The organism is Thalassoglobus neptunius (assembly GCF_007859735.1).
Classification (GTDB): Bacteria; Planctomycetota; Planctomycetia; order Planctomycetales; family Planctomycetaceae; genus Thalassoglobus; species Thalassoglobus neptunius.
Genome location: NZ_SIHI01000001.1, coordinates 490,293 through 508,899, shown reverse-complemented (window position 1 = coordinate 508,899; position 18,607 = coordinate 490,293). Strand labels below are relative to the sequence as shown.

Sequence of the window (18,607 nt, the reverse complement as noted above, 5' to 3'; positions counted from 1 at the left end):
CCATTTTGATGAAGCCTTCCTGTGAGACAATCTGACCCAACCATCGAGCGCACGTGGCGATTTGATCAGACCACCTGGAAGAACGGGCCGATTCCCGGAATCATGGGAATCGTCAACGTGACTCCCGACAGCTTCTCCGACGGAGGCTGCTGGATCGCTCCAGAACGCGCCATTGAGCATGGACTGATGCTCGTGGAACAAGGAGCGGACATCCTCGACATCGGCGGGGAATCAACACGGCCGGGGGCGAGTCCTGTTTCTGAAGACGAAGAGATTCTGCGGGTCCGTCCGGTCATCGAAGGGCTGGTCAAACAAACGAACGCTCCGATTTCGATCGATACGATGAAAGCGTCCGTCGCCAAGGTGGCACTCGACGCAGGGGCGAAGATTATCAACGACGTCTCGGGGTTCGACTTCGACAGCGAGATGATTCACGTTGCGAGTCGATCCGAGTGCGGTGTCATTATCATGCACATGCTGGGCACGCCTCAGACAATGCAGGACGACCCCGTTTATGATGATGTGGTACGAGAAGTTTCCGAGTACCTGAGTGCAAGAGTCGATGCGATTTCGCAGTCTGGAATTGATCCGGAAAGAATCGTCATTGATCCTGGAATTGGATTCGGAAAGACAGCAGAGCACAACCTCGAACTTCTGACCAACATCCGTCGACTTCACGACACGGGACGACCTGTTTTGATCGGACATTCGCGAAAGCGTTTTCTTGGAAAACTGATTGGACGCAAGCTGGAAGAAAGGCTCGCAGGGACAGTCGGTGTTTCAATCGCGTTGGCTCAGCAGTCGGTCAAACTCATTCGGGTTCATGACGTCGCTTCCGTGAAAGACGCCCTGATCGCCTGGAAGAAGCTGCAAACGAACGATTGAGACAGCGAGACAACTTCCATGTTCTCGGGGTGGCGTGCTCCCCATTTTCTGATCCAGATGTTATGAGAGTCAACCGACCGATTTTGGTTCGAGGAGACTTTGATGACGAAGCGACGACGACGTAAGCCTGAGCAGATTGTGAAGCTGTTGCAGGAGGGGCAAGCGATGTTGGCGGCAGGAAAGTCGCTGGCTGAGGTGTTGCAGAAGCTGATTCAGGACTGGCGGATGACTTACAACCACCGCCGTCCGCACAGCTCTCTTGGAGGGTTGACGCCTGCCGAATTTTCGACTCAGTGTGCTTCCGTTCCAGAGAAGGTTCCGCCTACGGCTCCACCTTCTCCTCCACTCCAGCACACTGACTTACTTACCTAACCCCAACTCTCATAAGCCTGGTTCAAACTTCGGGGGCATTTCACAATGTTCTCGCTCACAAACATCAGGTGGCCATCAGCAAACAACCCATTCACTCCACCGGGATGAAAACTTCCCGCTGTTGTTAAGTTTCCGTCAACTGCCCCGATCACTGGGTCACAACTCATGCGATTTGGTTGCAACGCATGATAATAAGTTGAATACCCATTGCTGGCCCCATACCAATGTTCCCCCAGCCGTGAATTTTCGCGCCATCCGTAGCGTGCCGGCCATGATTTGGGAACTTGCAAACATTCCTCTACCACCATATCAAGGTCCCCCCCTTGTGCCGGGTAGATCGGGAGTTTCCAAATCACTCTCCGAGGTGTATCAGGGACAGACTGCCAGCGGTGATCCGTGTGACGATGGACCCATTCGGAGACGATCACGGTATTCGACAACCCATCGACAATTGCTTCTGACGAAACAACACCGGGACGATATCCGAGCCAAATTGGTTTCGCGAAACGAAAGACCCCATCATGTTGAAAATGTAGTCCCCATGTCCCGGAGTTTCCGGCATAGCTTGTCGTCCCCACTGCCGGTGCAGGATCTGAAGGACAATGAAATCCAGGTGGAGTCAACTGATTGAGACGATTGTAGTCCAGCCGCACTCCTTCGACCGGATCGACTTCAGCCGATCCACCATACAACTCTATAACGCGGTCATAAAAAGCGGTTTGCCCCAAAAACGGCATCAACGAGCTGATCCAGTTTAAAGCGGAACGCTCGTTCGTATCTCGTGCAGGAAAATGGCCATGGGATGCTTCGAATGCTGCGAGCGCAACACCAATCTGTCGCATCTGATTGCCACACTGAACTCGCCGTGCTGTTTCCCGCGTACTTTGAACTGCGGGCAGGAATACAGCCACAAGAATTCCAATGACAGCAATCACAATCAACAGTTCGACTTGAGAGATGCCGTTCCGGGACGTTCTCGGCATCTTTTGATAGAGAACTTTCAAAGTCGTTTGCAATTTACGCTGCATTGCCATTGCACCATGACCATGCATTCGATGCCGCAAGGTTGCGAGATGATAAGTGACATCACCTTTACACAGCATCTAACCCACGAGGAATATAAGGTAAACAATGAAGCTGTTAATTCAACAAATCAACAAAGTCTAATACCAAATAGCAACTTAATTGACGAATTTTAAAAGAGAATTCCAACTCAGAATGGCGTCTCGACAATGGTTCAGAGGGGTTGCGGAAAACTACTTTCGTGAAATAGCTTGCTGCAGTGGGCGGAGGATTTGTTCGATGACGTGCTCTTCGAGGAGTCGTTCGCAGTCGTTGCGCAGCTCGGTGAGGGTTTGCACGAAGTGTCCGTCGTGGGGCAAGCTGCCGTATTGTCGGATGGTGAAGTAGACGCTGATCATCTCTTCGGGGAAATCGTCTCGACGAACCTGATAGGCGTTGGTTCGCGTTTCCACCATCAGTCGGCACTGTCTGCGGCAGTCCTCGGTGAGGGCCATTGTGATTGAGGGTTCGAAGTTGAGCGGGCGAGTCCCTTCCATTGAGAGAACGCTTTCGAACGCGGGAGAGAGCCCGAGTGCCTCAGCGACGAGTTCATCGTGATTGCCGCGATAGGTGAAATCGAACCCGACGAGAAAATCCAAAGCTTCGCAATCGAGCGGACTCACTGACAACATATACGGCGCCAATTCCAAAGCGAGCGCATGCTGGGGGAAGGCATCGTCGATGGTCGTGGGGTTCACGACACTGCTGCAAATTCGACGATCTTCAATGCTGAGCCAGCTGTAGCTTGTCTGGTCTTTGTCTTCTTCGAGAACAAATGCTCCGTTGTCGCGATTGTAGAAGTTCCGCATCGACGGATACGTTTTCTGGAATCGCCCGAAAAACTCCAGGACCGTCTCTCGCTGGGACGGCAGGGGCATTTCCGTGTAAAGATTCATGTTGACGAAATAGTCGTCTGCCAGTGAATCGTAAATATTCATTCTCTCTCCTGTCTGATCCCGGCACATCGTCTCGATCGAAGTCTCCGGGAGCGCCGAGCGGGGTCACTCGGTGGCTACATTCTTCTGCACTGGCTATTCTAGAAGTGGACTCAAGGCTGGTCAAAGAGAACTGATCATGATTGACGCGACTTCTCCTCATTCCTTTGCTGTCTTCCGCACAGATCTCGGCTGGATGGGTGCCCGCCTCGGAAAATCTGGCATCAAATCACTGACATTTGGCCACCTGACCGAAGAATCCGCCTGGGAGAGCCTTGAGGTTTCCCAGCGTGAACGCGCTTTCCCTCCTCCCGCCTGGTGGAAAGACGCGCACAATCTGCTGGTCGAATACGCTTCGGGAGAGCCGGTCGATTTGACGCAAATTCCCGTCGAAGCGGGAGAGAAAACGGCATTTCAACAGCGTGTTGTGTATCAGTTACAAAAAGTCCCGTATGGGCAAGTTGTCACTTATCGTGAACTGGCCGCACGTGCGGGATCCCCGGGAGCGGCTCGAGCGGTCGGAAATCAGATGGCGAAGAATTGCCTTCCGCTGATCATTCCCTGCCATCGCGTGATCGGCTCGGGCGGAAAACTTGGCGGTTTCTCGGCTCCACAGGGGCTCGATATGAAACGGCATCTTCTGAGTATGGAAGGCTGCTCTCCGGACTCGTTCGCAGCTGCTGCAGATTCCCCAACCAGTTCCCTCGTTTTCACTTAAGTGAACGAGTGAGTTTCGGAACGAGAACTCCCAGCACGACAGCCACGACCAGAAACGGAAGCAGAATCCTCGGTCTGCGGACGATCACCAGCAACAGGGCAGCGATTCCCACAATCCACCACGGATTCAGATCCGCCCACGCGGCAGCCCGTCCCTTTGAGGGCAACCCGATCCAGAATGCTGACATAAGCAAACCGACTCGCACAAAACTTCCACACCAGAAGTTATTCGGAGAGTCGACGACAGCGATCGCAATCCCGGTCAGCAGGCACCCAACGGCAATTACTGCCACCAGAACGCGATTCACTTGCGGACGATTCGACTCAGTCAATGGTTCGCTCCTGGAAAAAGTTGCCGACATCCTGAGTTGATTTCGCGATAAAAGAGATTGTCACCACCGAAGTTCGTCCGATATAAGCCTTGAAGCACGCGAGCGAGGAACGCACCCGGTACGTGTTTGTCAGGTTCTTTGGGATACCAATTCACGGATGAAGTCCGCAATCCTCTTCCTTATTCTGGCGATTTCTACGGGCTGTAGTCACACCGCAGTCGTTCATTGCTGGGAACCTGCCGAAATCGAAGTCAGTGGGATGCACCGGATTGTGGTGACCGACTTCGTTGGAGACAAGGGCCAGGGAATCGCGGGCTCGCTTTCCGCTCTGCTTCACGACAATGAATTCTACACGATTGTCGATCCTTCTGAGTTGCAGTCGAAAATTGTTTCCGTCGAGTATCAGGATCGACCGTCAATGGACGATCTGATTTCCTCTGCCCGCACCGCTGGAGTGGATGGAATTATCTTCGGAGAAGTCATCGAGTACGACTGCAACGATCAGGTACTTCGAAGCTCGGAATTGAATCTGATCACGCAAGATTCGATTGATGACAATCTTTTCGACAACACTCAGTTTGACGCACAAACCAACGAAAGCCTTCTCAGAGAAGGTTCGGTCACGCTCTCGTTTCGACTTGTGGAAGTGGAAACCGGAGAAGTCCTTGCCGCCAGATCTGTGAATCGCAACTTCAGCGGCCGATTTGATCCGGACTCAACTCCGCTTCCGTCGCGCGGTGAGTTGCTTCACGAACTGACGGAATCATGCTTGCAAGAGTTCGTGCAAATGCTGGCTCCTCACGAACGACCTTGTGAGATGTCGCTGGCAACGTGTGACTTCTGGGAAAAGGGTTCCCGAAATGTTCGCGCAGGTGTGAAGTGGGCCTTAGCTGGTGAATGGAGTAAAGCGGAAGAGAGTTGGCAACGGGCCATCGAAGAGAATCCTCAAAACCATGCGGCTCTGTTCAACCTCTCGATTGCCGCCACACGACGCCAGGATTACTTCGCAGCCGAAACCTATGCTTTGGATGCCATTAAAGCAGAGCACAAAGATTGCTATACCGCCGGGCTCGAAAAGATCCGTGAACGCCGCAAAGCTTGCGAGCAAGCCACCGCTCAGCGCGATTCACGAGTCAGCTCTGTTTCGCCTGCCATCCTGCAGAGATGATCTCAGTTTCCGCTTGAGATCGCTTGCTCAATCTCCTCGGAAGAGGGAAGCGCCTCATCGTTGCCGAGTCGGGAACATTTGATTCCCGCACTGACCGTGCAGAACCGCAGAATTCTCTCAGCGGACCATTTCTGCAAGACACCGTGAATCAGTGCTCCGGAAAAGCAGTCCCCTGCTCCGTTCGTATCGACCACTTGAGGTGGAGTCGTCGCGGGTTCGAATCGAGTTTTCCCTTTCGCAAACATCGCAGCCCCATTTTCCCCATCTGTGACGCAGACCGTTTTCGGTCCGTATTCTGCAATCGCTCGAGACGCTTTCTTGATATCGGATTCTCCCAGGAATTGTTCGGCAAACTTCCGAGGAGCGTTCACGATGTCGGCGAGTTTGAGAATTTCCTCAACTCCCGGTTTCGGCGAACCGGTATCAATCGCAACAAGACCGCCGTGAGCCTTCACCTCTTTAGCTGCACGAAGCGACATCTCCTCGGGCCAGCCATCGAGATGAAGCAGCCTGCACTGCGAGAAATCTTCTTTCCCCAATCACGTCTCGATTCCCGTTCCGCAATTTCGAACGGTGCAGGAAGTTCGTCTTCCCGTGGCCTGTTCAATCCAGACTTGTGAGACAGAGGTTGATTCCGAGGTGTCGCTCGAATGTTCAAACACGATCCCGCGACGAGTGAGCGATCTTTCAACTTGTTCGCCCCAAGGATCGCTTCCCCAACTTCCAACGAACCGACATCGATGACCAAATTTCACCAGTTGCGAGAGCGCAATGGGAACCGGACCGCCAAGCTGTGTCAGTGACGCAGTCGCTTCATTTTTCGAATCAACGAGCGGATATTTCTCGACAGTCATGATCTGATCAACCACCACCAGACCGAGGCCGAGAATGTGAGCTGTTGAATCCATCGACGATGCTTTTCTTTGTGTCAGAAGTCTCGATCAGAAGTGAGAGCGAAAACTCTCATCGCGGGGGACATCACATTCATCGATTGAAGGAACATCGCCCCGGCTGGCTGGGAAATCGGCTCTCATTCTGTCGGATTCCATGGAAGCCGCAACAACCAGAATGGCGGAAGCCGAAACAAAATGAGAGTTGTTCGCCCTCGGTTCATGAAGTAACATCAAGAGTGACCAATACAACCAATATCCCTCACCTTCTGAACGCCAACAGCCACAGAGTCATGAACAGTGTCATGACCCAGAGCCTCATCTGTTCACACACCCCCACCTTGTGTGACATTTCCCAATCACTTGAGCGACTTTCAATTCCGTGGAATGTCAGCTCGATTCACCGAAGCCGATGAACTTGAGTTGGCTTCAAACGGGAGCGGAGTGAAGCGAGATGACACACGCCACCATTCGCAGCCTCAACACTCCAACAAATTGGAGTCGACGCGAATTTCTGACGAGATCCGGTGGTGGACTGGGTGCACTCGCAGCTGCCAGCTTTCTTGCCACCGAACAGCAGGCACAAGCAAGTCAGACAATACACTCGCCGCATTTCGCTCCCCGCGCGAAACAAGTGATTTATCTGTTCATGCACGGTGGGCCAAGCCATGTCGACTTGTTCGATCCGAAGCCAGTACTTGAGAAGTATGCCGGACAACCGCTGCCGAAGAGTTTCGGAAACGTGATGACCCGGAGAAAGGTCGGTCAAAATCCTCTTCTGCCGAGCGTGAAAAAATTCCGCAAGCACGGCGAATCAGGAATTGAGGTCAGTGAATTCCTTCCTCATCTCGCTGGTCAGGTCGACGAACTGTGTGTCCTTCGAGGAGTTCACGGAGACAGCGTGAACCATCCGCAGTCAGTGTATCAAATGAACACTGGAAGCATTTTGATGGGCAAGCCAAGTCTGGGAAGTTGGGTCTCCTATGGATTGGGAACAGAGAACCAAAACCTTCCCGGATTTGTTGTCATGCCGGATCGAGGGACCGGAATCAAAGGTGGTCCACCCGCCTGGGGAAGCGGATTTCTGCCAGCGACTTACCAGGGGACGACCGTTCGAACCGGGCCCACACCCATCCTTCATCTCGACCGTCCGGAAGGAATCAACGAACACCAACAGCGAAAAATGCTGGACTTCATTAACACTCGAAACCGGGAACATCTGCACGCAAGAGGATTCGACGGAGAACTCGAAGCTCGCATCGAATCCTACGAACTTGCTTTTCGGATGCAGGCCGCTGCTCCCGAAGCGATGAACTTTCGCGAGGAGCCTCCTCACATCCAACAGCTTTACGGAATCGATCAGCCAGAAACGAACGAATTCGGAACTCGCTGCCTGCTCGCACGGAGATTGATTGAACGCGGTGTTCGGTTCGTTCAACTGTACTCCGGAGACACAAACGGTTGGGACGCCCACACGGATGTTCTCCAGAACCACTCGCACTACTGTCAGGCCACAGATCTGCCGGTTGCCGGTCTTCTGCAAGACTTACGGCAGCGCGGCCTCCTTGATGAAACACTGGTCATCTGGGGTGGAGAATTCGGTCGAATGCCAATGAGCGAGCAGGGAAAAGGTCGCGACCACAACCCCTGGGGCTACACAGTCTGGATGGCTGGAGGAGGAGTGAAGCCGGGAATGACTTACGGAGCGACAGACGATGTCGGGCTTCGTGCTGTCGAAGGGACCGTTCATATCCACGATTTGCACGCCACGATCCTTCACCTTCTCGGATTCGATCACGAACTGCTGACCTACTTCCACAATGGTCGCGACGAAAGGCTCACTGACGTCGCTGGCCGAGTTGTCCATGAGATCCTCGCGTGAATGTTTACTCGAAACTCCTGACGAACATCTGTAGCTGTCTCCTCTGCCTATCCGTCCTGAGTTGGACAAATTCGGAATTCACTTCCGCTTCCGAACCATCAGCGAAGGCCGACTCGCCATTGGAACAGGTCAGTCTCGATGAACCTGAGATCACCGAAGCAGATCGTGACTACTGGGCTTACGAACCTGTGGAGCGTCCTCCCGTCCCGGAAGTGGAGAATGTCGATCTTTGTGAAAATACAATCGATCGATTCGTCGTCGCGCGACTCGAAGCCAAAGACCTGAAGCCGGTTCCGCTGGCAACAAAACGACAGCTCATTCGGCGTGTCACTTACGACCTGATCGGCTTACCTCCAACGAGGGCGGAAATCGAAGAGTTCTTGCGAGACGATTCGCCCGATGCCTATGAAAATCTCGTTTCGAGACTTCTCGGCCAACCCGGTTACGGAGAGCGATGGGCACAACACTGGCTCGATCTCGTTCGCTTCGCGGAAACTGACGGATTCGAACATGATCACGTTCGGCCCGAAGCTTGGCGATATCGAGACTGGGTCATCAACGCACTCAACGAAGGTCTGCCCTACGACGAGTTTTTGCGACTTCAAATCGCAGGTGATGAAGTCGCACCGGAGTCTCCTGATGCTCTCATCGCGACAGGGTTCCTTCTCGCGGGTCCGGACATGCCGGACATCAATCTCCAGGAAGAGCGGCGTCACAACTTTCTGAATGGCATCGCAGCCAATATCGGCGAAGTAATTCTTGGGCTTCGTTTCGGATGTGCTCAATGCCATCACCACCGAACAGATCCCATCTCTCAACAGGACTTCTATCGAATCCGTTCTTTCTTTGAACCACTCGACCTGTTCACTGATCATCCTCTTCCCGGCGCAACCGAGAAACCCACGAAAGCCCGCGTTGCCAGAAACCTCACGAAAAAAGTTCCCACAAGCAAGGTGTACATGAAGGGTGACTTCCGCCGCCCGGGTCCTGAAATCTCTCCTGAGTTTCCTCGTGTCATTCAAACAACTCCCCAGACGCTGCATCTCGAAGAAACAGCCGACGGACGACGCATCGCATTCGCACAGTGGTTGACCGATCCCGATCATCCATTAACCGCTCGCGTCATTGTGAATCGCATCTGGCACCACCATTTCGGAGAAGGGTTGATCGGGACCACAAGCGATTTCGGTTGGATGGGCGATTCTGCCACGCACCCGAAACTTCTCGATTGGCTCGCTGTTGAACTCATCGAATCGGACTGGGATTTGAAAGCACTTCACTCGCTGATCGTCAATTCCGCGACGTACAAACGAGCAAGCCTTCCGAATGACAATCTGACAGATGAAGAGAAGTCCCTCTGGAAAGAACTGATCGATCAGGATCCAAACAACCGGCTGCTGGGACGACGAAACCGTCGCCGGCTCGAATCGGAAGCGATTCGTGACAGCATGCTTTCGGTGTCCGGAGATTTGAATCGACGAACAGGAGGTCCGGGAGTCCGAACCGAACTCCCGAAAGCTGTGACCTCAACACTCCTCAAAAACCATTGGAAAGTCACTGAAGATCGTGCCGAACACAATCGGCGAACAATCTATCTGTTCATGCGTCGCAACCTGCGACTACCGTTCCTTGAAGTCTTTGACAAGCCGGATGCCAATTTGAGTTGTCCCGTCCGAAGCAAAACGACAATCGCCCCGCAAGCCTTGCATCTTCTGAATTCCGATTTCGCCCGCGAGCGTGCAACCGCCTTCGCAGCGAGGTTGACTCGTGACGTCGACTCGGAAGACGACGTTCCATCAAAGCGAATCAACCTGGCTTACGAATTGTGCTTGAGTCGAAAACCGACGACGCAAGAGCTTGACGATTGTCTCGGATTTCTGAACGAACACCCCGACGAAGACATTGCACTTGTTGACTTGTGTCATGCTCTGATGAATCTCAACGAATTCATCTACATCGACTGAATTCAGCAGACAATGCCATCGTCAAACAGCACGACACCACCGGTTCGCAATGAACGCTGAGTGATGATGTCGCCGGAACTACTTGTCCGCCGAAAGATACTGGAGCCGACGCTGTACAGTGTCGTTCTTGAGGACAGAAGGACGGAAGTTCTCTTCTGAAATCTCAAACTCGTAACCGGGTTCTCCATCTCGGAGAAGCGTCAGGCTATTGAGAATCAACCCGGCTTCGATTCCATCGTCGGTCTCTTTAAGGGCTTCAAGAATAACTTCTTGAGGGGCAACATCAGCTGTGAGCGCCAGAAACTCGGCCGCTCGAACCCTGACCAGCGGTTCCTCGTCGCTCTCAGCGAGTTGCCTTGCTCGTTCGACAAACCGCTTGGCCGCCTCACCGTGAACGGTGCAAGAAATCAGTCCCCAGTATCGTTCCCAGGGATTCTCGGACTGAAGTGCTCTTCGAAGGCCACGTCGAGCTTCGTCGAATGGAACAAGACTCAAATCCGCAATCTCGACCAGCTTCGCAATCTCCTTTTGATGCTCTTTTCCGAACTGCGTTGGATTGTCGAACGCATGCTTGGCGAGTTCGCTCTCCGGATAGAAACTCAAGTCCGGCAAGTCTGAGACGAACGTCGACATGAGCGTTCTCATCTCTTCCAGTTTGTCCGCATGCTCTGGATCGCCAGCAAGGTTAGAGACTTCATGCGGATCGGATTCAATATCGAACAGCATTTCCGCCGGGCGCGGTCGGAAGAACTGCGACTGAGCCTCATTCAATTCGCCGCGTTCAAAGAGTTCACGCCACTCCTGATAAGCCAGCATGATGTAGCGATAATTGTTCTGAAGCCCGTCCATATTGAATGGCTGATAGTTGCGAACGTACTCGTATTTCCCTTTTCGAATTGTTCTGACAACGTCGTACTTTTCATCAAATCGGTCAGCGTAGCCGAAAGCAAAATCGCGAGACGCAACTTCCTGCGACTTGATCCCCTTTCCCAGGAATGCCTTTCCATCGATACCCGTCGGGACCTCGACACCTGCGAGACTGAGCGCTGTTGGTCCAAAATCGACAAAGCTCACAAACCCGTCTTGTCTGCTTCCGATCGTTTCATCGACGAGATGACTCCAGTTCTTGGGGACTCTCACGACCAAAGGAACATGCAACCCACTCTCGTAAGCATATCCCTTTCCGCGAGGCAAAACGCCACCGTGATCTCCGAAGTAGAAGATAATCGTATCCTCAAGGAGTCCATCCTCTTCCAGTGCTTTCACAACGGCACCGATTTCACGATCGACCATCTGAATTCGATCGTGATAACGAGCATAGGTGTACCGAAACATTTCCGTATCGGGATGGTAAGGAGCGACGAAAACACTCTCCGGATCGGTGTTGGTCTCCTCATTCAAGTACGTTTTTCGCGGAAAGTGCAATGAGCTTTCATGCGTCGTCTTGAAGCTCTGCTTGTAAAAGAACGGCTGTCCCTCGGCCCGTTTTCTCCATGAAGCCCTTCCAGAAGATTCATCCCAGACCCCATCCCCTTCGATCGCGTTATAGTCTTTCTTGTTATTGTTCGCGGTGTAGTAACCTGCTTCTCTCAGGTAGTACGGAAACATCCGTAATCCGTCCGGCATTGGGACCAACTTCGACCGACGGTGATACTGTGTGCCAATGCGAGGACCGTAACACGACGTGATCAAAGTCGTTCGCGCGACACTGCAAACGGGGCTGTTCGAAAACGCATGATCGTAGATGATCCCGTGTTCGGCTAGGGCTGCAATGTGAGGAGTCTCGGCACCGTGCTCGTCGAAGAGTTTCAAGAAGTGCTTGGAATTGTCTTCCGAAATCAACCACACAATGTTCGGGCGTTTCAACTGACTGGAGTTGTCGGTATCGGCAGCCTTTAAGTCGAGCACTGCAGCATGGGTGACAAGAAGTGCAACGATCACGAACACGAATTGCCGCAACGGAAACAAACGATCCATACAAAACCTCTTGGCGCAAAGATGTCGAGTAAAACGAGTTGCTCCCGACATCTTGAGAGTTTTTGATGTGTTCAGCAATCCAATCGAAGACGCCCGCCCCTCATTTGGACGATTTTCACAGCCTCACTGGGCTTAGCGACAAGTCGACCGAGTCGAAAGTTGAGCGATCGTTCCGTTCACGATCTCTCGTGATCATCGACAGACTCCGTGGGCTCGGTTTTCGGTTTTCGATGCTCCATGAGATCACGGACAATCGCGATCTGTGCCCGAACCCAGCGTCGGTACTCTTCGACCGAATCGAAGGAGTACTCAAGGATCGACAGGTGATTCAAGTAAGCTCTCGCTGAAGATGACAACGCAATATGCGGTGCGAATTTCACGATGTCGCGGACAAGCAACTCGAAATTTGTTGTCGCAGAACTCGATTTTCGCTCCCCGAGATATTCGTAATTCATCTCCTGCTCTTCGATCCGGAAACAGCGATCCGGATTGTGCGTGGCAATCCACAACTCTCTGGCTTTGGGAAGTGAACTCGTACGCTTGGGAGTCGAGGCAGGCCCCGGACTTGATGTCGTCATGAATCGGTCTGCCGGATTCTCACCATAAGAAAACGGAACCATACCGACCGACAAAAACGCGAAGCTCGACCATGGCAAAACGGCAAAGCGGCTGCCATCAAGACCGACCAGTTCAAATCCGTCGGGATTACACCGAACATGATGAAGCTTGGGAGAGTGTTCCAGATCGGGAAGTGTGTCATCACTTGCAACGGTGACCCGACATCCCGCCGAGAGAAAGTCTCTGGCGATCTTGAGTGCTGTTCCTTGTTCGAGATCGACAGCGACGATCCCGGGAAGATCATGAATCTTCTTGAGTGCATCCGTCGGGTGCATCTTGAGATTCTCAACCAGAATCTCATGCAGCGGAAGTCGATCTTTGGGTAGCGACTGAACAATCACCAGATAATGATTCGCAGTTTCCATGACTTCCTACACGATTGCGCGACGATAGATTTCCCCTCCAGTATAGAACCGTCAGGTCGGAGATGGAATCGTTTCCGCAATCACGTCAAGCGCGAGAAAGTCTGCTCTCAACCTCGCGACACACGCTGAATAGAGACGGAATCCACTCCACTTGAACAGCGAATCAGTTGGAAACGCAATCTGCCTTAGCTCGCTGCGAGACCTTCTTTCCCGATGCGGAAGCAGTAATCGCCAAAAGATTCCTGGTCGTGTCGTTCTTCTCGATACCTCGCCAGAACCGGTGCGACGACTTGGGAGATCTCGGCTTCCGGAACAAGATCCTGAAACAGGAATCCGAGCCGAGTCCCTTCCGGATTCCCACCAAGATACACCGTGTATTTGCCGCGTGCTTTCCCGACCAGACCAATGTCCGGCGTATAGGGACGAGCACAACCGTTCGGGCACCCGGTCATATGCACAGTGATACGCTCCCCGGCAAGTCCGTGTTCAGCCATCGTTTGTTCGAGTGCCTCAATCACTCCAGGCATGAAGCGTTCGGACTCGGTCACAGCGAGCCCACACGTCGGAAGCGCTGGACACGCAATGGAATACCGCCGAACGAGCGACAGATCTTCTGCCAGCGCAACACCATGAGACTTGAGAATCTCTTCAATATCCGCCCGGTCTTCTGGCTTGATGTCACACAGGAGAATTCCCTGAAGTGCGGTCAATCGGGTCTCCATGCCATACTTGCGGAGAATGACTCGCAACGCAGTCTTTAATCGAAAATCTCCCTCGTCCTTGATCCGTCCGTTGTCGACGTTGATTCCGAGGAACAGTTTCCCATCGCCTTGTTCGTGCCAACCGAGATGGTCGTCCACTCCGGTTACGTCTGTGGGATGAGGTTCGGGCAGCGCTCCGCCGAAGTACTCTTCGACCTTCTCCTTGAACTTCGGCATTCCCCAGTCTGCGATGAGGTACTTCATTCGGGCGTATTTTCGATCTTCCCGATTTCCGAAATCTCGCTGAACTTTGACAACCGCTTCGCAAACATCCACGACTTGTTCGGTCGTCGCAAATGTCAGCTTAAACCCAATCGCTGGGAAGGTGTCCTTCTTCGCAGGAGTCATCCCCTGCCCACCACCAACAAGAACATTGTAGCCGATAATTTTCCCGGACTCGACAATCGCCATCAGCCCCAAATCCTGGGTATAGATGTCGACGCAATTGTCCTCAGGCAGCGCAACTGCCATCTTGAATTTCCGAGGCAGGTACGTGCGCCCGTAAATCGGCTCGTTGAAATCAATCTCGGAAACCTTGACCTTTTCGTCTCCGTCGGTCAGCCAGATTTCCGAATAGGCTGAACTTCGTGGAGCGAAGTGCAATGCCAGCTTTTTCGCGAGAGATTGCATCTCTTCATGAATCGGGCTGTCGGCATGCGGAGCCGGGCAGCACATGAAGTTTCGGCAAACATCTCCACATGCCGAAAGCGTTGAGAGTTTGATTTCGTTGATCCCCCGGATCGTCGCTTTCAAATCCCCTTTGATGACACCGTGCAGCTGAAACCCCTGCCGATCGGTGACTCGCAGCGTCTGATTTCCGTATTGATCGGCGAGATCGAGTTCGGCGAGAAACTGCTCAGCAGTCACTTTCCCACCAGGAATACGACTCCGGACCATGAACGAATACGATTTGTTGCCCCCTTTTCGCTCGTCCCGATTGTCTTGCTGGTACGTTCCGTGAAACTTCAACAGCTGTGCGTTGTCACTTTTGACTGTTGGTTCAGAATCGAGAAGGTCTTCGGCAATTGATCCTCGCAAAAAACCGCTGGCTTCCTTCACTCCTTCCAGCTTACTGAGTTTCCCATCCGCCATCGACCTCTCCTCAATCCATCTTCATGCAGGAAAAATTGCTCATCCAGGTTTTCAAATTGACTGCCCGAACGACAGGTTAGCAGGTCCCGGAACTTGGTGTCGAGACCGTTGATTCTCTCTCTCAGATGCAAAAATATCGCACCGGGTTCACACAGAGGACCCGAAAATCGGCAATGCCTCGGTTCCCGGAAACGTCGTTCTCAATCGTGAGCACGCAGAGACAACGAAAGGATTTCACCAGTCAATAAACGGCGAGAATTCCCTGCTCGACACCGAAACACATCGCAGAGGTCCTCTTTGTTCAATACTACGAAGCAGACGACCTGCTGTGGCAAGCGATCTCAAAAAACCGACTACTCACCGGGAGGTTCGGTATCGACATCGTGCCATTTCATTGCTTGAAGCATCGGCTCAATTCGAAGAACGACCACACCACCTTGAAACAGCCTCACCGTCCCGGTTGACTCAGAGACTGCGATGGCAATGGCATTCGTTGCTTTGGAAATGGCAGCGGCAGCCCAGTGACGAGATCCCAACCCTTTCGAGAGCGTCAACTCCTCGGCCGGTGCATCGAGCATTCGACCAGCTCCCATCACACACCCATCCGAAGAAATGACGAAAGCTCCGTCGATCTGAGCGATCTCTTTCATACTTTCCCGGACACGTGGGCTCGTGATCATCTTCTCTTTCCGGGGGTATCCCCGAAACGGGTCGTGAATCCCTTCATGGGACATCTCGAGGACTTTGCGATGATTTCCCACGACGAAAAGAGTGCCCACTTTCTTCCCTTCGCGGCCTTCACGTCCCACTTCCACAGCGAGATCGACGACCTTACGAAGAGTCTGCAGCGGAACCTGAGTTTCCAACCTCTGAAGATCTCGTGTTGTCAAACGGGCGAGATGTTCACTGAGATTGATCAAGCTGAGAGTGTCGAGATTCTCTCTCTCGAAACCGGCATAGACCGCGATGATTCGATCGCCCGTCTGAACCAGATCGTCTGCAATCGCTTCCAGCAGAGACTGGCTCAACTGTATCTGCCTTGTTTGCGGCTCTTCGTTGAGCGGGACGAGCGTCAGTCCATCTTCAACCACAGCTTCCTGAACTTCGGGAAGATGTGAAGCGACAATCAGAGGAATACCCTTGAGAAGTTTTTTCACTTCTTCGAATTCGTAGGCGATTTCTGCGAGCAAAATTGCAGCGCGACATTCCGCGTCTATCGCCAGTTTCCGGGCGGCCTTAAGCAGTCGCACAAGCGATGCTGGAAGCTCGGTTCTGGGCATGCAATTTCCATATCAGCGGGGTGACTTCTGACGAGGTCATGACATTGGAATCCGCACGAATCCGAAGAGAATGAAGATGCCCATCAATGTCTCATTTTGAGTGCGACACTCTCGATGACGCCTTCGAAATGCAATCGGGAATCCATAACGCCATGGGAGTCGAAGTGTATGGAAATTCCTGATTAGGTCAAACCAAAGAAATTGTCATTGCCAGTCTTAAAAATTCGAAGCGCTGCGACACACTTGTCGACCGGGACGACAGACCACGAACGGCTCGCATTCGTTCGAATTTTCTGGCCTCAGCAAAATTCTTCAGCAATTCAGACACTGACTCCAACCCGATTGTGTTCCAAAAAGAGAGAACTGTTCGGAGAGAAACTCTTCGAAGAGATTCCTGGCAATGGCTGCGAATCCCAAAAAAGTGGTCTAAAAGAGACCTTCGCCGAACTCATCTGACCGAGTCGATTCAGAATTCGCTGTTTTCCGAGAACGTGTTGATCGGCTCGGACGAGGACTTTGACGCTGCTGGCGTTCATCCATCCGAACTTTCAAACTTCCGCCAGCACGATTGGGACGCCCTTTGACATCCTTCGCCACTTCATCATTTCGGCGGACCGGTTGACGGTTTCGTTCCGGCTGCGGAGTCTCAGGTTCGCTGTCCCCCATGCTGATGGCGATCGCATCGAATTCACCGTAATCGTCGTAACGGCAAACGTATTCAGCAGTTTGTGCAAGAACGACTTCCTGCTTGTAGGCGGCGATCACATGTTCTTGAATCATGTCGCGGCACTCCGAATGAATCGGGTGAGCGATATCCGCATAGAGTTTCGCTTTGCCATCAGAATGTTTGTGAGAACGATTATCGTTCAAGGCTTTCCCGCAATGATTGCAATAGGCAGCACGAAGCTGGTTCTTCCCTCCGCATCCCGGACACCGATCCGTCAATTTCCTGCTCGGCATAGCAACGAACGGACCTTTCGTGCCTCGAATGATCTTGAGATCACGAATCACAAACGCAGAATCGAATGTAATCGAACAGAATCCCAGGAGCCTGTCCTCGAACTCACATTCCATGAGTTTAATGCGCACTTCCGTAATGTTCATTGGTCGCTCCTCGCTCTCTGAACCTGGACGAAAACCGTCCATCCCAAAGAATTCCTCCGGTCCTGGCCTCTGGACCCACATTGAATTGAACTGGTGTCAAACTCCCGATGTCGTCACCCAAACTCTTCCAATTCCTCGGTTTTGCATTCGCGCAGCGACTCGACGGGCGTGACGTGCATTCCGGCAAATCCCGAAACACGCTGAGCCACTCCCAGTCATTCCGCTCGCAACCCCATCTTCATAAGACAGGTTCAACAAAACCGAATTCACATCTGCATTCAATGATTCCGCTGCCGGTTGCAGGGAATTCTGAATCACAGAACTCCATGCAAGAGGCGAATTCAACTGGTCCCAGCGATGATCCGAACCGTTTAATTCGCGTGAATTCAGACTCTGCCCAGAATCCTCAGACAATTGTTTCCAAAGACGGAAGACTTCCCCGGTGGCCAATCCTGAGCGTGGTTTGACGATGACAAAGTGAACAAGACTGTCCAGTCGAGCTGGCTCAATCTTCTCACCTCTCCCTGTACAGATCGCGATTGGGAAGGAGTCGAGGAAGAAATTCAGATCACTTCCGAGTCGAGCTGCCAGAGAATGCAGTCGCTCTCGAGATAAGTCCAGTCCCCACAAATGATTCAGTGCAACAAGAGTGGCGGCAGCATCGCTTGAGCCTCCGCCCATCCCCGCTTCGCTGGGAATCCGCTTCTGCAAATGAATGGCAACCCCTTGGTTGCAACCAGTTTCCGACTGAATCAACCGCGCTGCTTGTACGATGAGATTCCGTTCGTCAGTCGGACACGCGAAAGAATTTTGCGAATGACGATGCCCAATGTCTCCGTCACCAACGGACAGATGGATGTCTTGTTCAGGAAGCGGCCTGAAAGAAAGTAAATCAAAAACGCGAACAGAGATCATTACCGTTTGCAGGTCATGAAACCCGTCGGGACGCTCTCCCAGAACCTGTAGTGACAGGTTGAGTTTTGCAGGAGCAAGTACGTTCAAACACGTACCCTGACGATGAATCCGCATGGGAGACACGTTTCTGTGTATGATCGAATTGTCGATGTTTTCAACGAATGTTGCCTTGGAATCGATGACGCCGATTCCTCGGGATTTGCGAGATGACTCGCAGCATCAGATAGGACTTTGTCGATCTTACGGTCGGATAAACTAAAGTCAAGAGTTGACTTACTCAGCACGTTA

16 protein-coding genes and 1 pseudogene are annotated in these 18,607 nt (G+C 52.5%); 6 read left to right on the top strand and 11 right to left on the bottom strand.

Annotated elements, in window-relative coordinates:
• Nucleotides 1–21: 21 nt before the first annotated feature.
• Nucleotides 22–885, top strand: coding sequence for a dihydropteroate synthase (gene folP, locus KOR42_RS01960; RefSeq protein WP_231740588.1), 864 nt, complete (start codon nt 22–24; stop codon nt 883–885).
• 102 nt (nt 886–987) lie between these two features.
• Nucleotides 988–1,185 (top strand): annotated as a pseudogene (locus tag KOR42_RS01955) (integrase core domain-containing protein); the annotation flags it as partial.
• 68 nt (nt 1,186–1,253) lie between these two features.
• Here the strand turns inward: KOR42_RS01955 and KOR42_RS01950 are convergent.
• Both KOR42_RS01950 and KOR42_RS01945 read right to left on the bottom strand, forming a co-directional pair.
• Nucleotides 1,254–2,285 (bottom strand): DUF1559 family PulG-like putative transporter, encoded by a 1,032-nt coding sequence (locus tag KOR42_RS01950; RefSeq protein WP_197440781.1) that lies wholly within the window; start codon nt 2,283–2,285, stop codon nt 1,254–1,256.
• Nucleotides 2,286–2,513: 228 nt separating this feature from the next.
• Complete coding sequence (locus KOR42_RS01945) at nt 2,514–3,257, bottom strand: hypothetical protein (protein WP_146506936.1); 744 nt, start codon at nt 3,255–3,257, stop codon at nt 2,514–2,516.
• Between the two features lie 136 nt (nt 3,258–3,393).
• On the opposite strand from KOR42_RS01945, the gene KOR42_RS01940 reads away from it, so the two are divergent.
• Complete coding sequence (locus KOR42_RS01940; RefSeq protein WP_146506935.1) at nt 3,394–3,972, top strand: methylated-DNA--[protein]-cysteine S-methyltransferase; 579 nt, start codon at nt 3,394–3,396, stop codon at nt 3,970–3,972.
• Here KOR42_RS01940 and KOR42_RS01935 read toward each other — a convergent pair.
• Nucleotides 3,965–4,303, bottom strand: coding sequence for a hypothetical protein (locus KOR42_RS01935; protein ID WP_146506934.1), 339 nt, complete (start codon nt 4,301–4,303; stop codon nt 3,965–3,967). The genes KOR42_RS01940 and KOR42_RS01935 overlap by 8 nt on opposite strands.
• A gap of 157 nt (nt 4,304–4,460) precedes the next feature.
• On the opposite strand from KOR42_RS01935, the gene KOR42_RS01930 reads away from it, so the two are divergent.
• Complete coding sequence (locus KOR42_RS01930; RefSeq protein WP_146506933.1) at nt 4,461–5,471, top strand: tetratricopeptide repeat protein; 1,011 nt, start codon at nt 4,461–4,463, stop codon at nt 5,469–5,471.
• 2 nt (nt 5,472–5,473) lie between these two features.
• Here KOR42_RS01930 and KOR42_RS01925 read toward each other — a convergent pair whose 3' ends face one another.
• Entirely contained in the window at nt 5,474–6,010 is a 537-nt protein-coding gene (locus KOR42_RS01925; RefSeq protein WP_146506932.1) for a carbohydrate kinase family protein, read from the bottom strand.
• Nucleotides 6,011–6,379 carry a carbohydrate kinase family protein gene (locus tag KOR42_RS01920; protein WP_146506931.1) on the bottom strand — a complete coding sequence of 123 codons (369 nt, stop codon included), beginning with the start codon at nt 6,377–6,379 and terminating at the stop codon, nt 6,011–6,013. It abuts the gene before it with no gap.
• Nucleotides 6,380–6,815: 436 nt separating this feature from the next.
• On the opposite strand from KOR42_RS01920, the gene KOR42_RS01915 reads away from it, so the two are divergent.
• Together KOR42_RS01915 and KOR42_RS01910 are read left to right on the top strand one after the other, a co-directional pair.
• Nucleotides 6,816–8,243, top strand: coding sequence for a DUF1501 domain-containing protein (locus tag KOR42_RS01915; RefSeq protein WP_146506930.1), 1,428 nt, complete (start codon nt 6,816–6,818; stop codon nt 8,241–8,243).
• A complete protein-coding gene (locus tag KOR42_RS01910) occupies nt 8,240–10,207 on the top strand; it encodes a DUF1549 and DUF1553 domain-containing protein (protein WP_146506929.1) in 1,968 nt (655 codons plus the stop codon). Before KOR42_RS01915 ends, KOR42_RS01910 begins: the two co-directional genes overlap by 4 nt.
• Before the next feature lie 78 nt (nt 10,208–10,285).
• Here the strand turns inward: KOR42_RS01910 and KOR42_RS01905 are convergent, their stop codons facing one another.
• The 6 genes from KOR42_RS01905 to ispE all read right to left on the bottom strand — a co-directional run bounded on the left by KOR42_RS01905 (nt 10,286) and on the right by ispE (nt 18,433).
• Nucleotides 10,286–12,184 (bottom strand): sulfatase family protein, encoded by a 1,899-nt coding sequence (locus KOR42_RS01905; RefSeq protein WP_197440780.1) that lies wholly within the window; start codon nt 12,182–12,184, stop codon nt 10,286–10,288.
• A gap of 176 nt (nt 12,185–12,360) precedes the next feature.
• Nucleotides 12,361–13,167: a hypothetical protein gene (locus tag KOR42_RS01900; protein ID WP_146506927.1), complete on the bottom strand. Its 807-nt coding sequence runs from the start codon at nt 13,165–13,167 to the stop codon at nt 12,361–12,363.
• 185 nt (nt 13,168–13,352) lie between these two features.
• Nucleotides 13,353–15,020 (bottom strand): NADPH-dependent assimilatory sulfite reductase hemoprotein subunit, encoded by a 1,668-nt coding sequence (locus tag KOR42_RS01895; RefSeq protein ID WP_146506926.1) that lies wholly within the window; start codon nt 15,018–15,020, stop codon nt 13,353–13,355.
• Nucleotides 15,021–15,373: 353 nt separating this feature from the next.
• Nucleotides 15,374–16,300, bottom strand: coding sequence for a DNA integrity scanning protein DisA nucleotide-binding domain protein (locus KOR42_RS01890; RefSeq protein ID WP_146506925.1), 927 nt, complete (start codon nt 16,298–16,300; stop codon nt 15,374–15,376).
• Nucleotides 16,301–16,726: 426 nt separating this feature from the next.
• On the bottom strand, nt 16,727–17,404 hold the full coding sequence (locus KOR42_RS01885; RefSeq protein ID WP_146506924.1) for a SpoVG family protein: 678 nt from the start codon (nt 17,402–17,404) through the stop codon (nt 16,727–16,729).
• 96 nt (nt 17,405–17,500) lie between these two features.
• A complete protein-coding gene (ispE, locus tag KOR42_RS01880; protein WP_146506923.1) occupies nt 17,501–18,433 on the bottom strand; it encodes a 4-(cytidine 5'-diphospho)-2-C-methyl-D-erythritol kinase in 933 nt (310 codons plus the stop codon).
• Nucleotides 18,434–18,607 lie beyond the last annotated feature (174 nt).